Genomic DNA, 19758 nt, shown 5'->3' with positions numbered 1-19758 from the left:
TCACTACTAAATGGATAGAAATACGTTTACAGGCCTCTTTTTAATCTTGATTATTTTTGCAGGCTCTACCTATCTGATGAAGCCCTCCGAATCAGAGCTGAAGGCGGAAAATCTTCTGCAGGATTCGTTAAGGCGGCAAGATTCGTTAAAGACCGCAGGGCAAGGCGGAGCCTCACACTCGCCTACGGCTAAGACTGACAAGAAAGAAGACGCTAAAACAGTAGTTATTGATTCTGCTGCTTTCAGAGGACCATTCGGTGCAGCCCTCACAGGTGTAACTGAAACAGTTGTAATTGAGAACGAGAAGCTGAAAGTAAACTTAAGCACTAAGGGTGGAAGGATTACTTCGGTTGAGCTGAAGGATATGAAAACTTTCGACGGAAAGCCGCTGATCATGCTGGACAGTGCAGACAATAAGTTCAGTCTTGTTGTCCCTGCATCAAGGCAGGAGATTAATACCGGAAACTTCTATTTTGCTCCGTCAGCAAAGTCTCTGAGTGTGGCAAAGAATGATTCGTCTACTTTGACTATGCGCCTGAGCTATTCTGCAACCCAGTATATTGATTACATCTATTCACTTAAAGGTAATAGTTATAAGCTGGGGCTTACCATTGTAGCTCAGGGGCTTGATAACGTTATAGGTTCGAAACCGCTGAAAGTCAACTGGCAGGCTACTCTTAAGCAGAAAGAAAAAGATATTGCCAGTGAACAACGCTACTCCAGTGCTTACTTCAGTCACGGAGAAGGTGAGGTTGAACACATCGGAAGTGGAAAGGACGAAAAGAAGGAGCTTGGTGAAGATGGAAAGATCCAGTGGATCTCTTTCAAACAACATTTCTTTTCAAACGTGCTGATTGCTAAGAACGGATTCGATAGAGGTTCCCTTGATGTTACTGTTCCTACTCAGGCGGGGCTGGTGAAGAATTTTTCTGCAGACATGCAGCTCGCTAAGGGAAAGGATGGAAACTCCTACCCTCTTGAATTTTACTTCGGTCCAAACCGCTTTAATACATTAAAAGACCAGGGGTATAACATTGAAAAGCAGATCGATCTGGGCTGGGGACCGTTAAAATGGATAAACCGTGTTGCTGTTCTTCCGTTCTTTAACGGCCTTGAAGGTATGGGGTGGAACTATGGTTTGATCATTTTAGTTCTAACGATTATACTAAAGGTGGTTCTGACTCCCCTAACCTATAAGTCTTACCTGTCGATGGCTAAAATGCGTGTGTTGAAGCCTGAGATGGATGAAATTAAAAGCAAGGTCGGCGAAGACAATCCTACGCTCTTACAACAGGAATACCTCAAACTATATAAGAAGGCTGGGGTAAATCCTCTTGGAGGATGCATTCCTATGGTACTGCAGCTTCCTATCGTAATGGCTTTCTTCTTCTTCTTCCCGAACCTGTTTGAACTTAGGCAGGAAAGCTTTCTCTGGATGAAGGATTTGTCTACTTACGATTCAGTGATCAACTTTAAAACGATTCCTCTGCTGAATATCAACCATATCAGTTTGATGTGTCTGCTGATGACTGTTTCCACCTTGGTAACAACTTATATCAATAATCAGACGTCTGGAGTGACCGGGCAAATGAAATATATCGGATATATCACGCCGATCATATTTCTTACTGTTCTAAATAGCTATCCGTCGGGCTTAAACTATTATTATTTCTGCGCTAACGTGCTTACTTTCGTTCAGCAGCTCGTCATCAGACAACTCGTAAATGATGAAAAGATTCATTCCCGTATTCAGGAGAACAAGAAGAAACCTGAGACGGAAAAGAAGAAGTCCAAATTCCAGCAAAGAATGGACGACTATATGAGACAGCAGCAACAGGCAGCTAAAAACAAAGGAAAATAACAAAAAACATTAAAGCCGGTTCATCCGGCTTTTTTTTTGCATAAAACAATTTCATCCTCCGCTACTTATACAATTATAATCACTCATAGCTGCCGCTGGAATAGAGAGGTGTATCCACTACTCAGAAGTAAATATTAAAAAAAGGGTTGCATTGTTTTAATTTAGTCAAAAGAACGCCCGCTAATTTGAAATAATTTCATATTATGCGTAATTTTATATAATCATTCTCAACGAAATACATCAACCGAGAGAAGATCAAAAAGGGGAACATTCTATATAATAGATGTTTAGCCTTTTATCTAAGCAACATTATAATGGACACGAATAAACATCCTTTGCAGAACGAACCCGACGTCGTATTGATTGGTGCCGGGATAATGAGCGCCACTCTCGCGGTGCTGTTGAAAAAGTTAGAGCCTAATCTGACTATCGAGATTTTTGAGCGTTTAGATGCTGTTGCCGCAGAGAGTTCTGATGCCTGGAATAATGCAGGTACTGGCCATGCAGCGTTTTGCGAGTTGAACTATACGCCACAGTTAGCGGATGGGAGCATTGAGACTTCTAAAGCTGTAAAAATCGGCGAGTCTTTTGAAATATCCCGTCAGTTCTGGGCTCATCTTGTTGAATCCGGTTTCATCTGCCCTCCAAAGAACTTCATTAAGAGTATACCGCATATGAGTTTCGTATGGGGAGAGGAAAATGTTGATTTTCTTCATAAGAGATATGAGGCCCTTTCGGAGCTTCCATTGTTTAAAGGCATGGAGTATTCCGAGGACTGGGAAAAGCTTCGTGAATGGATGCCCCTCGTAATGGAAGGACGCCCACGCGAGCAGAAAGTTGCTGCTACGCGGATGACAATTGGCACAGATGTCAATTTTGGGTCATTAACGAAGTGTATGTTTGGTGCGGTCAAAGCCTTGCCAGGAGTAAACATGCACTTCTGCCAGGAAGTTACGAAATTGAAAAAGGATGACAGCTCCAGGTGGACGGTGTCATTGAAGGACGATAAAACTGGTAAGAAGCGAAAAGTGAGAGCTCGTTTCGTTTTCATTGGCGCGGGAGGTGGTTCACTTCATCTTCTTCTGAAATCTGGAATTAAAGAAGGCAAGGGCTTTGGTGGCTTTCCGGTGAGTGGGCAGTGGCTCGTTTGTACCAACCCGGATGTTATTAGAAGACATGAGGCCAAGGTATATGGAAAAGCGGAGGTTGGGTCTCCTCCTATGTCAGTTCCACATCTTGATTCGAGGGTAATCAATGGCAAAAAAGCTTTGCTTTTTGGTCCCTACGCCGGATTTTCCACGAAGTTCCTGAAGCAGGGTTCTTTCTTTGATCTGCTTTCTTCCCTTCGCGTAAGTAATATTGTTCCGATGCTTGCAGCAGGAATTCAGAATATTCCACTTACTAAATACTTAATAGACCAGGTCCGTCAATCAAGAGACGAGCGTATGGACGCGCTAAGAACATATTTCCCGGAAGCTAAAGTAGAAGACTGGAAGTTGGAGATAGCTGGCCAGCGAGTTCAGGTGATCAAGAAAGATCCAAAGAAAGGCGGGATTCTGGAGTTTGGGACGGAGGTTGTTACTGGTTCTCAGGGCAGCATAGCCGCATTGCTTGGTGCCTCTCCAGGTGCATCCACAGCAGTGTCTATTATGCTGGGCCTAATTAAAACTTGCTTCCCTGAAAAGTATAAGTCAGCGGAGTGGCAAGCTAAGCTTCAGGAGATGATCCCTTCATTCGGTCAGTCTTTAAACGAAAATCCGGAGCTTTGCACTGAATTGAGAGCCTGGACAAGCAGCGTGCTCAGTTTGAAGAACGTAGTTCCGACGGAAGAGAACAACGAGATTGCTCAGTAAGTACGGATAAGGTCTTAAACTAAAAGAGGATGTAATCAATCGATTACATCCTCTTTTTTTGTGATACGTTAACTGCAGTCTACCATCTGTAGGTTAAGACCCCTGCAAAGCTCCGTGGATCTGTTTGGTTGATCCATGAGGTACGGTATGCATTATATCCGATCTTGTCAAAGATATTGTTGAACAAAACTCTTGCTCCAAGCTTAGCTGAGAATTTGTAAGCTAGTTGAGCGTTAACCGTTGTCAGCGACTTGATATCGAAAGGCTTTTGCCCAGGTACAATGCCTTCGTGAGTTACAGTTCTAGCCCAGTCATTCATGGGCCGCTCGCCAACGTAGTAGATGCCTGCCCCGATAGCTAAGTTTTTAAGATCTCCGTTTTTCACCGTGTAGTTCGCATAGACGTTATAGGTATGCTTAGGTGTATTTAACGGGGCTGAGTTGTAGTAGTAAGATGTATGGTCTTTATACTTGGCGTCGATATACGAATAGCCAGCAATAACTTCAAGGTTCGTCAAGATACGGCCGGTCAATTCAACTTCCATTCCCTTGCGTTCGTCATTTCCGCCTTTTTCATAATAGCCGGTGGGATTCCAGTTGTCGTCATAAACCACCATCGAAAGGTTCTTGTTGTTGATCTTGTACAGGGTAAGATTGAAACGAAGACGATTGTTCAACCAGTCAGATTTTACGCCTGCTTCAAACTGGTCACTGCGTGAATTACCTATTGGATCACCGTTAACATCTGCATTTGCAGCGCTCCGGATACTTGTGGAACTGGTATAAGATCCAAATAGATTGATGTTTTCTTTAGGACTGAACATAACGCCTACCTGCGGGTTCCATGCGCTTCCACTTGTTGCACCGATCTCAGCTGAACCTTTGCTCTGAGCAAAGCTATAACGAACGCCAAGGACGAACTTTAACCAATTGCTGTAAGAGATCACGTCCTGGGCAAGGGCTCCGTAATGCGTCTCTGACGCGGTTACAGGGATGCCACTCACCAGTTGCCTGTTAGTATTCAATTTATTATTTACGGGAGCTGTTACATCAATGGTATCGATGACGATGCTGTTTGTGGTTGTAGTGGCCAAACTGTTGGTCCGGAAGTCCACACCAGCCTGGAAAGTGTGCTTGAATTTACCGGTATGAACGTTTCGACCCACGAGATCGAGCTGCAAAATTGAATTTTGATCGTCACGTGTTGAGCCACTTACTGAGCGGATACGTTTGGAATAATTATTTCCTTTCATCGTACCCAAGTCCGTTCCACTATTATCTACAAACAGATCTGAGCGGATGTATGTCGCTCTTAACGTAAGCTCGTCATTTAGCTCTCTTTTCAGCCGTGCAGTATATGTTGTATTCTTTGTGGTGGTTACGTCATTTGTAAAGCCTAAGAAGCGGTCGTATGGGAGCTTGTAAATCGCGTTAATATCATTAGAACTCAGATTAACGGTTCCAAGGTCTGGTGTACGGTCATCATTTAAATGATCCATCTCGAGTGTCAGTGATGTCTGCCTGTCGGGTCTCCATTCCAATGAAGGGTTAACGTAGATTTTGTTTAATGATCTTATCGCCCTGTAGCTGTCTGAACGTTCATAGACGCCGTTCAAGCGAAATGCTACTGTTTGCGCTTCGTTCACTATACCTTGCACATCGAATGCCGGGCGAACCTGCCCCCAGCTTCCCGCACGTAAGGAAACATCGCCTGAATTCTCGAATTTCGGAGTTTTAGTTACGAGGTTGATAATGCCGCCCGGGCTGCCAATGTCAGTAGCCACTCCCTGAGTAATTGCGGCTGCGCCTTTTAATACCTGGATGCTCTCGATACCCTGCATGTCGGTCAATACACCCGTACCCCTGAAATCTGAGTTTGTACGGATGCCGTTCTTCAGCACCGGGATGCCCCTGTATCCACGGGAAGACATACTTTCTCTTACCCCTCCATATGTTGCAAACGTGTATACGCCCGGAACGTTCCGCGCAGCATCCGATATCGTTAAAGCACCCTGTTGTTCAATCAAGCGGCTGGAGACGACTGAAATACTCTGGATCTGATCGCTGGGCTTCAAAGGTAAGCGAGTGATTACATCCAGCTTTTCAGGCTGTTTGTTCCGCTCACCAAATATCTCCACTTCATTTAAGTTACTGGTCTTTTCCTGAAGATCGAAATTAAGCCGCAAGTGGTCGCCCGGCAGAATTTTAATACTTCTTATCTGTGGTTCAAAACCGACCAGACTGATTCGTAGCTCGTAATTACCTTGTTCGATATTCCTCAAATCGAAAAAGCCACTTTCGTCTGTTTTGGTACTCCTAAAAGATCCATTTAATGAAACGGTGGCATAACCGAGGCTTGCTCCCCCGGAAGAGACCTTGCCGCTAATACGGCCGGATTCCTGGGCACTTAGCGTAGTTTGAATGAATAAGAAAAAGAGAAAGAAGGTAAAATTCTTCGCCATGATTATTGTTTAGATTAATTCTAATTTGGGCCAAAAATAGGAACACTTTGGACATTCGCAAAAATTATTAAGAATTAATCTAAGTAATCGCTTTTAGTAGTATCTGAAATGTACTGTTTAGAGAGGCGGGAATCTGCCTGGAATTTCCGATTTGCTTGAATCTCCGGGGAGATGTGTCTGGTCAACCGTGACAGAACTTTTCTATTGAAGCGAAGGTAACTCCCGCATCGGTTGGTCTTTGAAAAATCAAGACGGAACAGCCCAGGCACTGTGCGACCTACCTTGTTCTGCCAGTGACAAGACTTTCTACAGGTAGTACTTTGATTTTCGTATCGACCCGGCTTCCACAACTTCATTTTTGGGTAGCTTAGACAGGTCATTGTGGATGTCCCTCTCCTGCTTTACTATTTTTCCAAATAGTCGAGATCCTTGTTGAAGCTTTCCTTCAGCTGGCTTAGAGCGAACATAGCAATTGCCGTTAACAGAAATATCATGATGTATCCGGCTGTTATAATAGAATACCTGTGTACAAAATACTCGAACAGCAGCGTGCTGGGGATCAAAGCTCCTCTAACAAAATTTGGTGCGGTTGTCGTAACCGTGGCTCGCAAATTCGTTCCGAACTGTTCCGAGGAAATGGTGACAAATGTAGCCCAGTAGCCTACCGAAAGTCCCATGAGAAAAGCAAGCCAATGGAATTCGTTCTCGGTTATGCCGGTGCTGCTCAAATACAACACAGAACTTGCGATGATCATGATTTGGAACAGGAAAACAGTAAGCTTGCGCGACCTGGTGAGTTGCGCAATCAACCCGGCTGCTATATCGCCTAGAGAGATGCCTATGTAGGTGTACATAATCCCTTTTCCTGCGCTTAATACCGTTGTAGCACCTAATGCTAGTCCAAACTCAGGGGCCTGTGTTACAAATATGCCGACGACAAACCAGATCGGTAGACCAATCAGGAGGCAATAGAGATAGCGTAAGAGGCGCTCCTTCGAGGTGAACAACATTTTGAGATTGCCTTTCTCAATTTTTTGTTCTGCAGTATGCCGGAACATAGCAGACTCGAAAGTGCCTGCCCGCAGAGCGAGCAGCAACAAGCCCATTCCCCCACCAACGAAATAAGCTTCACGCCAGCTAAAGTGTTCTGAAACATAAAATGCAGCTATAGCACCGAGAACACCTATGCCCGCGACCATCATTGTGCCATACCCACGCTTTTCTTTCGCCATGCTTTCACTCACGAGTGTTATACCCGCGCCGAGTTCACCTGCAAGGCCTATCCCGGCGATAAATCGAATGATAGCATAGCTATGGATATCCTGCGCAAAGCCATTGGCGATGTTAGCAAGAGAATACAACAGAATAGATCCAAAAAGGACTTTGATCCGCCCGTATTTGTCGCCTATAATTCCCCAAAGGACCCCGCCAAGAAGGAGCCCACCCATCTGCATATTTAACACATATTCACCTTTGAGGCGCATTTCCTCTTCAGGGATTCCCAGATCACGGAAGCTCTGAATACGTACAATTGAGAAAATTACCAGATCATAGATGTCCACAAAGTAGCCAAGGGCGGCAACAATTACCAGAAGAATGATGTTGTTCGACTTAGTTTGAGATTTATCGGTCATCAATAGCTTTTATCTTTAAATCTATACTTTTGAATGAAGATTAGGACCACTAAGTAGCCGAAAAATGAAAGTATTTCAATACGCCCTGAAACTCAGGCCCCATCCGAGAGGTTTCCACCTCATCACGCAGGATGTCGTTCAGGCCTGTCCGGATATCGCACAGGTTAAAGCCGGTATGTGTTCGGTATTTATACAGCATACCTCCGCCTCGTTAACGATAAATGAAAATGCAGATCCGACGGTGCGTCGTGACTTTGAGACCTACTTCAACAAAATAGCGCCAGAGAATGATCCCGACTATCAGCATACCGATGAAGGACCTGATGATATGCCCGCACACCTGAAGGCAGCAATGCTGGGAACATCGGTAACGATTCCAATCAGGAATGGAAGGCTGGCACTGGGTACATGGCAGGGAATCTATCTTTGCGAACACCGGGATTATGGCGGAGCGCGTCATCTGCTGATTACAGGCTGGGGAGAATAACTCAGTTAAAAGATTTACCTTCGCAACTTAGATCCTGATCAACATGTCTGAAAGTAGTACACGTTTGAATAAATACATCAGTGAAAGCGGCCTTTGTTCCAGAAGGGCAGCTGACAAATTCATTGAGAATGGAAACGTATTCATCAATGGTAAGCGTGCAAAGATCGGTGATCAGGTTTATCCCGGCGACCTGGTAAGTGTTAACGGGCAGAACATAGAACCCCGTGAAGGTTCCGAATCGCTCCTTATCGCCTTCAATAAGCCGGTTGGAATCACATGCACTACTGAAAGTTCAGACAAGACTAATATCGTGGATTACATCAACCACAGCGAGCGGATTTTTCCAATCGGCCGCCTTGATAAAGACTCTCAGGGGCTAATATTCTTAACCAACAACGGAGATCTGGTAAATAAAATCCTTCGAGCGGGGAATAACCACGAAAAAGAATATCTGGTCACAGTAAACAAGCCGATAACCGATCAGTTTATTGCAGGTATGGCTGGCGGCGTCCCGATAATGGACGTGATGACAAAAAAATGCAAGGTATCCAAAGAGAGTCCATATATTCTGAGGATAACCCTGATCCAGGGGCTTAACCGTCAGATTCGGCGTATGTGTGAGTATTTCGGCTATGAAGTTGTTAAGCTCGAACGTGTGCGGATCATGAATATCAAATTGAAGGGCTTGCCTTTAGGCGACTGGAGAGAACTGAATGATGAGGAAACAACAGAAATCAAGCGACTTGTGGCAAACTCCAGTTCAGAAAAAACGGCTGCTAAAAAATCCAATCATCCTGTATCCAGCGGATCATCTTCTCAAAGCAGGCCCACCGGGTCTAAACCAGGAAAGCGCATGTCTGGTACCGGACATACCTCAAATGGCTACAAGCCGGCGTCTAAAGGTAAGAGCGCCTCGCCAGGCAGGTCAAGCAGCAAATCGACCGCAAAGTCTACGACCCGTTCTACAACAAAGTCTTCAAGTCCGAGAGGCAAGCACAAACGTTAAACATTCTCTCTACCCGGTCAACAGACATTTACTTTCGCCTTATATAGATGTGTTTGATGTTGGGCTTACCCGTATCTCTTTCATCGATTTCAAAGCGGTTAATGCTTTTTATAAGCGGGAGGAGCTTCGGAAATCCATAGTTCCGCGGATCAAAGTCCGGTTTCTTTTTTAGCATCAGGTTTCCCAGCTCTCCAAGGAATGCCCAACCGTCTTCGTCTGCAAGGTCAGATATGCTGTCTGAAAACAGACGAATGATCTTCGGATCAATTTTGCTCAGTGGCTGAGCTGTAGGTGTGGCCTTCTTCGGCGATACTTTCTTAGTATCCTGATCTTCTCCAACAGGCTCGTCGGGCTTTAAGATTTCGATGTAGATAAATTTGTCGCAGGCTGTAATGAAAGGAGCCAGCGTCTTCTTCTCTCCTATGCCGATCACCGTCATCCCAGCTTCCCGCAAGCGCGTTGCAAGTCTGGTAAAATCGCTGTCGCTGGAGACAATACAGAAGCCATCCACCTTACCTGTGTAGAGGATATCCATAGCATCAATGATTAATGCACTGTCGGTAGCATTCTTTCCAGTGGAATAGCTGTACTGCTGAATCGGCGTAATGGCGTTCTCCAGTAATACCTTTTTCCACCCTGAAACAGTGGGCTTTGTCCAGTCCGCGTATATCCGCTTAAAGGTAGGTGTGCCGTACTTGGCAATTTCCTCGAACATTTCCTTCACATTGGCGTATGGAACGTTGTCTGCGTCAATAAGTACTGCTAGTTTAAGGTCTTTCTTGTTTTCCATTTTATGTATGCTTCGCTAAAGAAAAACCACCAGTTATTCCTTTGCGCAATGTGGCTGCTCCCGAGAAAATCAGTATCAAAGTATTACCACCTTTCCAGATTAATCAATGGCGTATTCTGTCCTCAATGTTATCGAGGCCGTTTTGTTCTTTGACGAGGTGTTAAAGGTACCTCCATAACTGAAATTCTCGTTGCTGTTTTTACCTGTTATCTGAAAAACACCCATGTTTGCATATTTAAGTTCCCCTAAACTACTTCCTGCATTTTCCGCGATGCTCTCAGCCCGGTCCTTTGCGTCCTTACTTGCCTTACTCAAAAGGTCTATCTTCAACTCAGATAAACGCGAGTAGTAATATTCAGGAGCATTCGAGTTAAGCTCAATACCCATTTCAATTAGTCCTGTTATTTCCCTGCTGACCTTTTCTACAAGGCTGATATTCTTTGATTCGATCTTAACCGTCTGCACCAGATTGTAGCCCGCAAATGTTGTCGAACTTAGCTGCCCCGTATTGCTGTATGAATATTCGAATTCCTTGTTAATGTTGACAGAGGAGAAGATCATTTCATTCTCTTTCAAACCTTTTTCAGTGAGGTACCGGCGAATTGCATTTTCGTCTTTTTTAAGAGCAGCGTAAGCTTCCCTTAAATCCATGCTTTTCTTGTTGTAATTACAGTTCCATACGATAAGATCGCTGACGAAATCCTTTTCAGCGAGCCCGGTAACGATGATCCGTTTTTTATCCTTGTATTTGTACTTGTATGCGCTTGCCAGGACAAAGGTCCCTATCAACAAAGCTACGGCGATTATAGATGCGGAAATATATGTTCTCATGTTTATGTGTACGTTGCAGGAGCGCCGATCATTACACTGGTATATCTTGCCCGCGATCGGCTATTATGAGGGTGATGCGCCTTAGTGGCCCGCATCACCTTCTTTCTTAAGTTGATCAAGTGACAGATTGGTAGTACCTCCAAGGTTTTCCTCAATCTCCTCCGGAGTGCCCTGCGTCGTTAGTGGCTTAGCGGGAACTGCTTCACTCCTGGTTGCGTCAGCAGTCGATTCCCCTGGTTGTCCGACCTGTCCCTGCTCATGTTCTTCTGGTCTTTTGTCTTCTTGTTCCATTTTCTGTGTCATAGCGTAGCGTTTAAGTAGTAAATGCAATTTCACGTCTTTTTGTTTTAAATCCCAGCTACGCGTACTCGCATGCAACAAGTGTTTTTAGGGTCATACCCATAGCCAATAGCTGTATAGGTAGTATACCAACAGTGGTTTTCGGAAACCTGCCGGAAGAATATAAAAGCAGGACGCCCTCAACCTGTATGCTGCTGAGCAACAGGTTGAGGGCGTCATCTGATTAGATTATTAATTAACGTCCCAGAAAATCTTTGAGGAGACGGCATCACCGCCCATAGCTTGAGCTGCGGCAGAGTTGTTTACTGTATTCAGCGTCTGCTCATTTACCGGGTAGATCAGCCGTGTTGGTATCACAAGACCCGCTGGTGCGCCTTCAGCAGCTGAAGGCGGGCTAAGTTTAGGAAAGTCAAGGCGTCTCCATTCCGTCCATGCGTCGTATCCCCGGTTATACAAGGCAATCCACTTCTGTGTACCAATCTTTTCACGCCATGATGATCCGGAAGCTGGATTCGTATAGGCAACCTTAGCCTGACTAAGGTATGTGCTTGCTTGTTCTGCAGTGCCGCCCCAATAGATTATTGAAGCCGTCACTCCGTTATTATAATGCTCTGCGGCGGTTCCTGCAACTGTAAAGCCTCTTTCTACTGCCTCTGCCAGCAAGAGCTCCACTTCGGCGTAGTCAAGTAGTAACGATTCAAAATCGAGTGCTACCACCTTTGCGCTTGCGGTTGAAAAGTTTACATAGGTGTTGGCAAAGCCGTACTTGCCGCCAATGTAATTTCCACCTACGGTGGTAAAGAAAAACGGCCGCCTCGGATCACTAACATCGTTCAGCTTACTGATAAAGGGTTCCGCACCAATAAAGTCCTGCCTGCCGGTGAGCGTTGGGTTTAAGCTGCTCGAAATGGGATTATTGTTTGGCGTCGAACTTAAGTAAGGAAACCTTGCATTGTCAGCGTTGCTGGTGAACACGTTTGGCGCTGCTTCCTGTACCATCCTTCTCGCGGTATTTACGTCTTTATCGGCTAATATCATCCCAAGCTTTAGCTTCAGAGAGTTGCCGAATTTCACCCATCCTGCCACTTTGGTAGTTTTTGAGCCATTATTGTACAACAAGTCTGCTGTTCCAAAGCCTGCCGCTGAAGGCTTCAGAGTGGTAAGGGCTGCATCCAGGCGGGTAACCAGATCGGCGTATACCGCAGCCGCATCATCGTACTTTGGAAGCGCGTTGTCGGGGTTCAGTGCCTCGCTATACGGTACGTTGCCAAATGAGTTCACCAGTACAGACCAGGCATATACCTCAATAATCTCAATCTGTGCAAGCTGATTCGATTTTATATCGGCAGTAAGTATCTGGTCTGCTTCAATTAGCTTTTTTTTAAAGCTTAAGTTTGTTTGCCTTCATTTTCATGCCTAGTTTTGAATTTAAATAAGAACGATCACCTGTTACTCCGATCCGGAGTGTAACAGGTGATCTCCAGTGCCGGACGTTTAAGACCTCCTACCCGATTACATTTTTCAGCCCTCGAGTGGACCACCGTTAATAGTATAATTGTCAGTTTCTCTGCTCACTTGAACCATATTCTTTCCACCCTTTTTTAAAAACGGTATTCTTTTAAAAGGGTGGAAAGCTGCACTTTCGTTCTTTATTCTGAAAAAAATCTCCAATCTTTGCGCCTCCTTAAAAAACATCGGCCAAATGGCAATTTCCAAAAACTTTTACCTCATTCTCATACTGGGCTCATTAGCAGCACTGGGACCTTTTTCTATCGATATGTATCTTCCTGGCTTTGATGCAATTGCCAAAGATCTTAATACAACGGTTCCCCGGGTATCACTCTCTCTTTCCGGCTTCTTCATCGGCATATCCGTTGGGCAGCTATTGTATGGGCCCTTGCTTGACAAGTTTGGCAGGAAAAAGCCGCTTTTCATAGGCCTTATTCTGTACATCGGGGCTTCAATCGTCTGCCTTTTGGTGAAAGATATAAACCAGCTCATTGCGCTTCGATTCGTGCAAGCTATTGGTAGTTGTGCAACAGCAGTAGCTTCAGTGGCCATGGTTCGCGATCTTTTCAGTATCAGCGAAAGCCCGAAAGTCTTCTCATCACTCATGCTGGTTATTGCACTATCGCCCATGCTAGCTCCTACTGCCGGAGGTTATCTGATCTCCGCCTTTGGATGGCAATCCGTCTTCATATTCTTAGCGGTAATGGCCTTTTTTATGCTAATTGCAGTAGTGCTGTTCCTGCCGGAAAGCTTCGTTCCCGATCCAACATACTCGCTTAAGCCAGCTCCGATCATTAAAAGTTTTCTGTCGGTAGTAGTCGAGCCTCAATTTTACACCTATTCCCTGGTGAGCTCGCTCTGCTTTTCCGGCTTATTCACCTATGTAGCAGCATCTCCTATGGTCTTTATGAACCTTTATGGTGTCAGCAAAACCGGCTACGGCTGGATCTTTGCGCTCTTGTCTGTCGCCTTTATCGGTTCGAGCCAGGTAAATAGCCTGCTGTTGCGATGGTTCAGTAGCAGATCGATCGTCAGGTGGGCCCTCGCCGTTCAGACGCTCTTTAGCATGCTCTTCCTCGTTGCAGCCCTCAATGGTATGCTGACCTTGATCAGTACCCTCGCGTTTGTGGCGATATTCCTGAGCTGTCTCGGATTAATCAACCCGAATGCATCTGCCTTGACATTGGCGCCGTTCTTTAAGAATGCAGGTAGTGCATCGGCCCTCATGGGCGCTTTTCAAATGGGACTTGGTGCACTGGCCTCCGTATTGGTTAGCTTTTTTCCGGAGGACTCCATTCTTCCCATGCCGCTGATCATGACTGTTGTTTGCTGTACGGCCTTTCTTGTCCATGCCCTAGGCAAGAAGAAGGTGGATGCGTACGAAGCACGTCGATCGGCTTAAAATACAACATCATCTTTTCCCTCGAGCAGAATGTCAACTATGCGCGCTATGTCTATGCAGTTTTCGACGGTCTCTATCCCGACTTCAACCAGATTTTGGATGTTTTCAGGACTCGCATCGTCCATTTCGTAGTGGGCGCGACCAATATTAGAAGGCTGTATTCTCACATAGTTCGCACCGTTACCCATGGCCGAGAACATTTTTGTCAGGTGATAGTGGGTGGTTTCAGCAGCTGCCGACATCATGATATCGATAACAGGCTTGATCCATCCTACTGCTCCGTAGTTCTTTACCTTATCATAATCATAGGGTTTGTTCTCGCTGCCAGTGCCAATTGAAACCAGAAACATGTTTCTGGCTGTGGGACTTCCTTCCGCATTTCTGATTTCCGAGTATGCACACTGAGCCGGATTATTCGCAAAAACTCCCCCGTCGATTAGCGGGTAGGAGACCCCGCTTAGGGACTTTACAAGTGTCGCTTCAAAATAGGTGGGTGCTGCAGATGTAGCGCGACAAACATCCTTAACCAGAAAATCAGCGCTATCGCCCTTTCTTGCGTAATCGTGTTGTGCGAAGAAATGAGTCCTTCGCCTCTGGACATCATAGGCAGTAACTATACAGGGTTTCAACAGTTTACTGAGCTTCAGATCACCAAAATATTCATTTAAGTACTGTTCAAGCGCTGTCTTACTGAACTTCTCATCCAATATGCCGTCTGCACTTACGACGCGTTGTACCAGGCTTCGGTCGAATATTTCTCCTCCATAGCGTACGTATAGTTCAACAGCTTGTTCCGCGGAGAATCGTGGCTTAGATGGGATTTCCAAATCTGGACAAAGGTACAAACAGGTGAGAATTCCGCCTGTACTCGTCCCTGAGAAGAAATCAAAGTATTGTGCAACTCGCGCCTCCCGGTTCCCGCTTTTTCTCTGCAACTCCTTTTCGATCGCCACGACGATCTGCCCGGCAATAACGCCGCGTATGCCGCCACCATCGATAGACAATATTTTCTTCATCAGGGTTGATCCTCCCTGAATTTCCGAAAATTACTCCGTTTCCGCTATAAATGGTCGACCCTATTTAGGTGCAACTTTTTTCTCAGGTTGATACTTTTTTGAATTTCACCCGCTCACCCATTAACTCCCATATTACCGAGCCGTCGATCATCTCTGCTCCCCTGGGTTCAGGTATCTTCTTACCGGTACGGCCTGCCTGGATACAACGCCAGCTTTGGTTTCCCATATAGATCGTTCGGCCAAGCCCCACCCGGCGTTCCGGCTCCCACACGTTCCTTGCAGCAAAGCCGGAGTTTAAGGCAACCCACCGCTCGCCGGGATTTGTTAAATCATGTATTACCGAGCCCTGGGAGTAGTTTCCGTACTCAGGAACGGACGTGCCGTAACTTTCAGTAATGATCCATGGCTTCCGTTTCTGGTGGTAGCCCGGTACAATTGACGATGGCTGATCATCCGTTCCGCCGCTGTAATTATTGCGGAATCCTATAGTTGGGAAAGTCTTTCCCTTTGTTACCTCAAATCCCGAAACATTGTCGGCAAAACCGATCTCGTCAAGCAGATGACCAGTGATCTGATTATCTGCGACGATCAGGTTATTCATCTTTGCATACCCTGTGCCTGAAAAGTAGATGCCATGTGTTGTGTAAACGGTGTCTTTTAAGTTGTTGTATGTGAGTCTTTTGTTGTTGCGAAGCTGATTTCCTGATACATTAAGTTGCGTGATCCAGCCATTGCTGGTTTCGATGAATATATCGGCAGAGATCTTCCTGCGGAGCCAGTTGCAACCATCGGCAATCGTATTGTTCCTGATCATACCAAACAGGTTTGTTGCAACGGAACTAAAACGTATCCCGTCGCCTCCTGCTGAGCTGACGCTGTTGTTCAGCACCCGGATATCCCGCCCCTGGCCGTTCACAAGTATCCCGTCGCTCTTCGTTACCGAGACGGAGTTGCCCTCAACCAGGACGTCTTCGCTCCTGCCTTTTTTGCTGTTGACGATCATGATACCGGTTCCGTCTTCAATGCCAGTGATCTTTTCCGGATTAGCGATATCTCCAATGCTGTTGACTGTGTTTGCCAGCACCTTCACATGGAAAGCGTCGATAATATAAATGCCACAGTTTTGTGTATGAGCCTCGGGGTTCTTATTCCGGAAGCTGAATGCTCCTCTGATGAAGTTATTACTGATAACGGCATTCACTGCCGTTCCCTGCGCATAGTCGTCGCCATAAAAGATTGCTGCCGCCGAACCGGCGTCGCCGGCATGTTTATTTCCTGCAGCAAAGAAATAGTTGTCGGATATGTTGGTTTGGCTGCACCGCTGTACGTCCACCCCATTGTCTCCGGTGTATTCGATCCGGTTCGCCCGTATGTTTAGGTTCTGACATTGATGATTCGCCAGCCCTATTCCCGATATTTCACTCAGCTTATTGCTTTCGATATCCAATCTGTTGATACGATAGGTCGACACGGCATGAGTGCCGATATATGCGAACGTGTTTCTCAAGATCCGTATATCAGCAGATTCATTCCTTCCAAAGTTGCTAATTGCGCCATCTACTGCTTTGAAATCGATATTGTACCGCCCGAGTCGCAAAAAATCACAATCCTGAATAGTGATTTGTGTTCCCCTGAAAATGATCCCCCTGCCGTGTGCATCGCTGAAGCTGCAGTGTTCTATCAGCACACGTGCCGAAGCTTTGGTATCAAAGCTGATATTGATCAGGTTGTAGCGGCCTGCCAGTCGCTTAGATCGCTGTCCGGGTTCTACGGGCCGTCCTCCGTTAAACCCAATCCCTCTTATAATAATATCCTCACCTCCGATATGGATAAGCGATGGTTGATCTTCTCTATAAGTGCTGTCTGTGAAAATGATGCTGCTAAACTTACCATCTCCTTCGAGCGTCACGCCCGCAGGTATGCTGAGCGATGCCGCAGCCGGAATGTAGTACCTGCCTCTGGGAACGCTCAATACGCGTCCCGTTTTTGCAGCTTCGTCAATCGCCCGTTGAAAGGCCTCGACGTCGCTCCTTGTTCCATCACCTAAGGCCCCAAAGGTTCGCACATTAAGTGCTTCCTGCTGTGTCCGGGAGAATGCTCCGGACGCCAGCGTAACTTGTATCAGTAGTAAAATCAAAAAACGCATATCTTTCGATCAATCTTGCTGTTCCTTCCCGCGCTCAATCCAATAGGGTATCGATAGAAATATCCAAAGTGAAAGGTACGCGAATTCGGGAACCGATCCCATCATGATCAGGAATACAGCAAGGAGTGCAATTAAATAATATTTTTTAAACAGCGTGTCTTTCAGTCGGATAAAGCCATGCCGGAAATAGAACACGGTAAAGCCGACAAGTCCCAGAAGCCCATTGTTGACGAGCAATGTCGAAAAGAAGTCTGTGGACCTCACATAGCCCCATCCCAGTCCCAGTAGCTTACCGGGAAGCGACAGATGCTCCTTCCAGAACATGTACTGGTTCAGAAAATGCCCGGAGCGCTCAGAGCCGGATTCATTACTTCCCGTAAACTTGTCGATAAATACGGAGTGAATAACCTTCTGTATAGCCGGAGACACCAGATATAAGGTCAGCAAGACGACCGCACCGGCGGGAACTATCCAGAACAGTATTTTTCGTAGCCCGTGATCGACAAGGGCCGCCCCTAAAACGAAGATGATTATACCGAGATAGGCAGATGTCGAAAATGTCAGAATCAAAGCGATACCTAACAAAAGGAAATCAATGTACCTCTTCAGGGGTACACACAAGATCCAGAAAGGAATAACCGAAAAAGCAAACATAGACGGCTCCCCCGTCAGGCTCTTAAGCCGCTGCAACCGCAGGCCGCTCAAGGTGATCGTCTGGAACAGGCTGCCGCTTCCAGGCTTATTATTAAACGTCCGGTTGCTGAGTACATCTCCATTTTCGCCCGTAAACTGAAATAAAATCACCTCCACGAAGCCCAGCAGTACAATGATCCTAAGTCCGGTGTAGAGGTGGTGGATATGCTCTCGCCGGGCATAGTACTTAAGATAGAGGTAGGTTAGTACACCTGCGAAAAGATAGATTGTCTGGCCGAACAGGGTTGGCCGGAGCAAGGTCCGTTCAAGATCTCCCCGATCTGTCAGGGTTAGTGAGGAATCCAGTGAAACGGCGTACAGCCATACATGCAGCTGTGCCAGAATATTCAGGCTGGAGAATACAGCAACAATGATCAATAACTCCCGGAGAAGTTCCCTGTCCCTAATGTAGCTCCACCAGAGGAAGAAGGGAGTTGCCAGATACACCATCATGTATGAAGGAACCGATAGGGAGACGGTCGGATAAATAACGATAGAAACGGAAAAGGCCATACAAAGGAGTATGGCCAGAAATACATAAATGCTCCTAAGCAACTTTTTTTCTTGCATAGGTGTTCGCTAGTTCTAACTGATACGGCCTTCCCGATACGTCAATAGCTTCAGAAACGATATCATTGAGTTTCAAAGACATTTTCTGGAGGTACACCTTGCTCACAAAGCTTTTCAGCTTCGCGATGAAGTTCGGCGCACTGAATGATTTCGCATGGTTGCGTATAAACACGGGATCAAATTCAAGAGACTCAGACTTTTCAATGGCCGCCAATAGTGAATTACTGCTTTGCTCATCAAAGAACACCGCGGTGCAGGCTCTGCTGTCCCCGTTATAGGGGATCATAGTCTCCCGCACGCCCCCGAAGCCAAACGCAATCACAGGGCGCCCCGAGGCCGCAGCTTCCAATGGGGTGATGCCGTAATCTTCGTGCTGAGGGAAGATCAATGCCTTGCAGTTTGCGTAGAGACGCGCGAGCTGAGCAGTGCTCTGCCCTTTTCTGAAGCTGATATTATCGCCTGCGAGCGCCTTCAGCTCCTGCTCTTTTGATCCTGTTCCAACTACGATCAGCTTCTTGTCGGGCATCTGATTGAACGTCCTTACGACAAGATCAACCATCTTATAGTCCTCGAGCCTGCTCACCACGAGGTAATAGTCTTTATCTTCCAGCGAAATATAGAAGTTGTCGAGCTTGGCAGCCGGGTTGATGATTCTTACCGGTTGATCCGGATTATACGATTGCTCAATCCTTGCCTTAACTTCTTTGGAGTTGGTCAGGTAAAAATCGCTCGCCTTCGCTGCTATCAGGTCCAGCTTCCTCAGAATGCGCGAAGCAAAAAGAAAGATATTGCGGATCATAAGATTCGAAGATCTTACGATTGAATAAGAAAAAGGGCGCCAGGCTAATCTGAATGGTGTATGACAATAAGTAACCACAGATGCATCCTTATCTGTACGTATGAACTTCCCACAGTGTGTAGTAGAGATCAACACAATGTCGTATCCCTTTAAATTGAAACTTCGCATAGCCAAAATGGCGAAGGGGAAATAAAGAAGTTTGATCAGCTTCTCACTTTTGCCGATGTATTGAAACCAGGATGTGAAGATTTTCGCCTTCCTGAACTCCTCGTATGTCTTCTCTGGATTATAACACAACGTGAATATATCTGCTTCAGGATAAGCCTTATGCATATCCAATACAACTTGTTCCGCGCCACCGCGCCTTACAAGCTCGTCATGTACTATTGCTACCTTCATG

The 19758-nt window shown here is 46.0% G+C and carries 15 protein-coding genes; 5 read left to right on the top strand and 10 right to left on the bottom strand.

The window, feature by feature from the left end:
- Positions 1 to 10 precede the first annotated feature (10 nt).
- Complete coding sequence (gene yidC, locus ACO1NU_RS03760) at positions 11 to 1861, top strand: membrane protein insertase YidC (protein ID WP_448817125.1); 1851 nt, start codon at positions 11 to 13, stop codon at positions 1859 to 1861.
- Positions 1862 to 2175: 314 nt separating this feature from the next.
- Positions 2176 to 3714, top strand: coding sequence for a malate:quinone oxidoreductase (locus ACO1NU_RS03755; RefSeq protein WP_448817124.1), 1539 nt, complete (start codon positions 2176 to 2178; stop codon positions 3712 to 3714).
- Between the two features lie 79 nt (positions 3715 to 3793).
- Here ACO1NU_RS03755 and ACO1NU_RS03750 read toward each other — a convergent pair whose 3' ends face one another.
- Both ACO1NU_RS03750 and ACO1NU_RS03745 read right to left on the bottom strand, forming a co-directional pair.
- Complete coding sequence (locus ACO1NU_RS03750; protein WP_448817123.1) at positions 3794 to 6175, bottom strand: TonB-dependent siderophore receptor; 2382 nt, start codon at positions 6173 to 6175, stop codon at positions 3794 to 3796.
- Positions 6176 to 6579: 404 nt separating this feature from the next.
- Complete coding sequence (locus ACO1NU_RS03745) at positions 6580 to 7809, bottom strand: MFS transporter (protein ID WP_448817122.1); 1230 nt, start codon at positions 7807 to 7809, stop codon at positions 6580 to 6582.
- A 64-nt stretch (positions 7810 to 7873) separates the two neighbouring features.
- Between ACO1NU_RS03745 and ACO1NU_RS03740 the strand changes: the two genes are divergently transcribed.
- Positions 7874 to 8296: a secondary thiamine-phosphate synthase enzyme YjbQ gene (locus ACO1NU_RS03740; protein WP_448817121.1), complete on the top strand. Its 423-nt coding sequence runs from the start codon at positions 7874 to 7876 to the stop codon at positions 8294 to 8296.
- A gap of 43 nt (positions 8297 to 8339) precedes the next feature.
- Positions 8340 to 9302, top strand: coding sequence for a 23S rRNA pseudouridine(2604) synthase RluF (gene rluF, locus ACO1NU_RS03735; RefSeq protein WP_448817120.1), 963 nt, complete (start codon positions 8340 to 8342; stop codon positions 9300 to 9302).
- A gap of 28 nt (positions 9303 to 9330) precedes the next feature.
- Here the strand turns inward: rluF and ACO1NU_RS03730 are convergent, their stop codons facing one another.
- The 4 genes from ACO1NU_RS03730 to ACO1NU_RS03715 all read right to left on the bottom strand — a co-directional run bounded on the left by ACO1NU_RS03730 (position 9331) and on the right by ACO1NU_RS03715 (position 12579).
- Positions 9331 to 10092, bottom strand: a complete 762-nt coding sequence (locus ACO1NU_RS03730; RefSeq protein WP_448817119.1) for an NYN domain-containing protein — start codon at positions 10090 to 10092, stop codon at positions 9331 to 9333.
- A 99-nt stretch (positions 10093 to 10191) separates the two neighbouring features.
- Positions 10192 to 10923 carry an SIMPL domain-containing protein gene (locus tag ACO1NU_RS03725; protein ID WP_448817118.1) on the bottom strand — a complete coding sequence of 244 codons (732 nt, stop codon included), beginning with the start codon at positions 10921 to 10923 and terminating at the stop codon, positions 10192 to 10194.
- Positions 10924 to 11004: 81 nt separating this feature from the next.
- Positions 11005 to 11226, bottom strand: coding sequence for a hypothetical protein (locus ACO1NU_RS03720; RefSeq protein ID WP_448817117.1), 222 nt, complete (start codon positions 11224 to 11226; stop codon positions 11005 to 11007).
- A 228-nt stretch (positions 11227 to 11454) separates the two neighbouring features.
- On the bottom strand, positions 11455 to 12579 hold the full coding sequence (locus ACO1NU_RS03715) for a SusD/RagB family nutrient-binding outer membrane lipoprotein (RefSeq protein WP_448817238.1): 1125 nt from the start codon (positions 12577 to 12579) through the stop codon (positions 11455 to 11457).
- Positions 12580 to 12925: 346 nt separating this feature from the next.
- Between ACO1NU_RS03715 and ACO1NU_RS03710 the strand changes: the two genes are divergently transcribed.
- A complete protein-coding gene (locus ACO1NU_RS03710) occupies positions 12926 to 14134 on the top strand; it encodes a multidrug effflux MFS transporter (RefSeq protein ID WP_448817116.1) in 1209 nt (402 codons plus the stop codon).
- Here ACO1NU_RS03710 and ACO1NU_RS03705 read toward each other — a convergent pair.
- From ACO1NU_RS03705 to ACO1NU_RS03690, 4 genes are all read right to left on the bottom strand, one after another.
- Positions 14131 to 15150, bottom strand: coding sequence for a patatin-like phospholipase family protein (locus tag ACO1NU_RS03705; protein WP_448817115.1), 1020 nt, complete (start codon positions 15148 to 15150; stop codon positions 14131 to 14133). The genes ACO1NU_RS03710 and ACO1NU_RS03705 overlap by 4 nt on opposite strands.
- Before the next feature lie 82 nt (positions 15151 to 15232).
- Positions 15233 to 17296: a glycosyl hydrolase family 28-related protein gene (locus tag ACO1NU_RS03700; RefSeq protein WP_448817114.1), complete on the bottom strand. Its 2064-nt coding sequence runs from the start codon at positions 17294 to 17296 to the stop codon at positions 15233 to 15235.
- Positions 17297 to 17305: 9 nt separating this feature from the next.
- Positions 17306 to 18559 (bottom strand): hypothetical protein, encoded by a 1254-nt coding sequence (locus ACO1NU_RS03695; protein ID WP_448817113.1) that lies wholly within the window; start codon positions 18557 to 18559, stop codon positions 17306 to 17308.
- Positions 18537 to 19757: a glycosyltransferase gene (locus tag ACO1NU_RS03690; protein ID WP_448817112.1), complete on the bottom strand. Its 1221-nt coding sequence runs from the start codon at positions 19755 to 19757 to the stop codon at positions 18537 to 18539. The genes ACO1NU_RS03695 and ACO1NU_RS03690 overlap by 23 nt, the downstream gene beginning before the upstream one ends.
- Between the last annotated feature and the right edge of the window lies 1 nt (position 19758).

The sequence above is a fragment of the Arcticibacter sp. genome, assembly GCF_053551015.1.
The sequence above is the reverse complement of the archived record's forward strand: the minus strand, read 5'-3'. Positions and strand labels throughout refer to the sequence as shown.

Bases quoted from the DNA above. Each gene is read 5' to 3' on its own strand.
- ACO1NU_RS03755 (WP_448817124.1), top strand. From the start codon at position 2,176: ATGGACACGAATAAACATCCTTTGCAGAACGAACCCGACGTCGTATTG.
- ACO1NU_RS03745 (WP_448817122.1), bottom strand. From the start codon at position 7,809: ATGACCGATAAATCTCAAACTAAGTCGAACAACATCATTCTTCTGGTA.
- ACO1NU_RS03695 (WP_448817113.1), bottom strand. From the start codon at position 18,559: ATGCAAGAAAAAAAGTTGCTTAGGAGCATTTATGTATTTCTGGCCATA.
- ACO1NU_RS03725 (WP_448817118.1), bottom strand. From the start codon at position 10,923: ATGAGAACATATATTTCCGCATCTATAATCGCCGTAGCTTTGTTGATA.
- rluF (WP_448817120.1), top strand. From the start codon at position 8,340: ATGTCTGAAAGTAGTACACGTTTGAATAAATACATCAGTGAAAGCGGC.
- ACO1NU_RS03740 (WP_448817121.1), top strand. From the start codon at position 7,874: ATGAAAGTATTTCAATACGCCCTGAAACTCAGGCCCCATCCGAGAGGT.
- ACO1NU_RS03690 (WP_448817112.1), bottom strand. From the start codon at position 19,757: ATGAAGGTAGCAATAGTACATGACGAGCTTGTAAGGCGCGGTGGCGCG.
- yidC (WP_448817125.1), top strand. From the start codon at position 11: ATGGATAGAAATACGTTTACAGGCCTCTTTTTAATCTTGATTATTTTT.
- ACO1NU_RS03710 (WP_448817116.1), top strand. From the start codon at position 12,926: ATGGCAATTTCCAAAAACTTTTACCTCATTCTCATACTGGGCTCATTA.
- ACO1NU_RS03705 (WP_448817115.1), bottom strand. From the start codon at position 15,150: ATGAAGAAAATATTGTCTATCGATGGTGGCGGCATACGCGGCGTTATT.
- ACO1NU_RS03700 (WP_448817114.1), bottom strand. From the start codon at position 17,296: ATGCGTTTTTTGATTTTACTACTGATACAAGTTACGCTGGCGTCCGGA.
- ACO1NU_RS03730 (WP_448817119.1), bottom strand. From the start codon at position 10,092: ATGGAAAACAAGAAAGACCTTAAACTAGCAGTACTTATTGACGCAGAC.
- ACO1NU_RS03750 (WP_448817123.1), bottom strand. From the start codon at position 6,175: ATGGCGAAGAATTTTACCTTCTTTCTCTTTTTCTTATTCATTCAAACT.
- ACO1NU_RS03720 (WP_448817117.1), bottom strand. From the start codon at position 11,226: ATGACACAGAAAATGGAACAAGAAGACAAAAGACCAGAAGAACATGAG.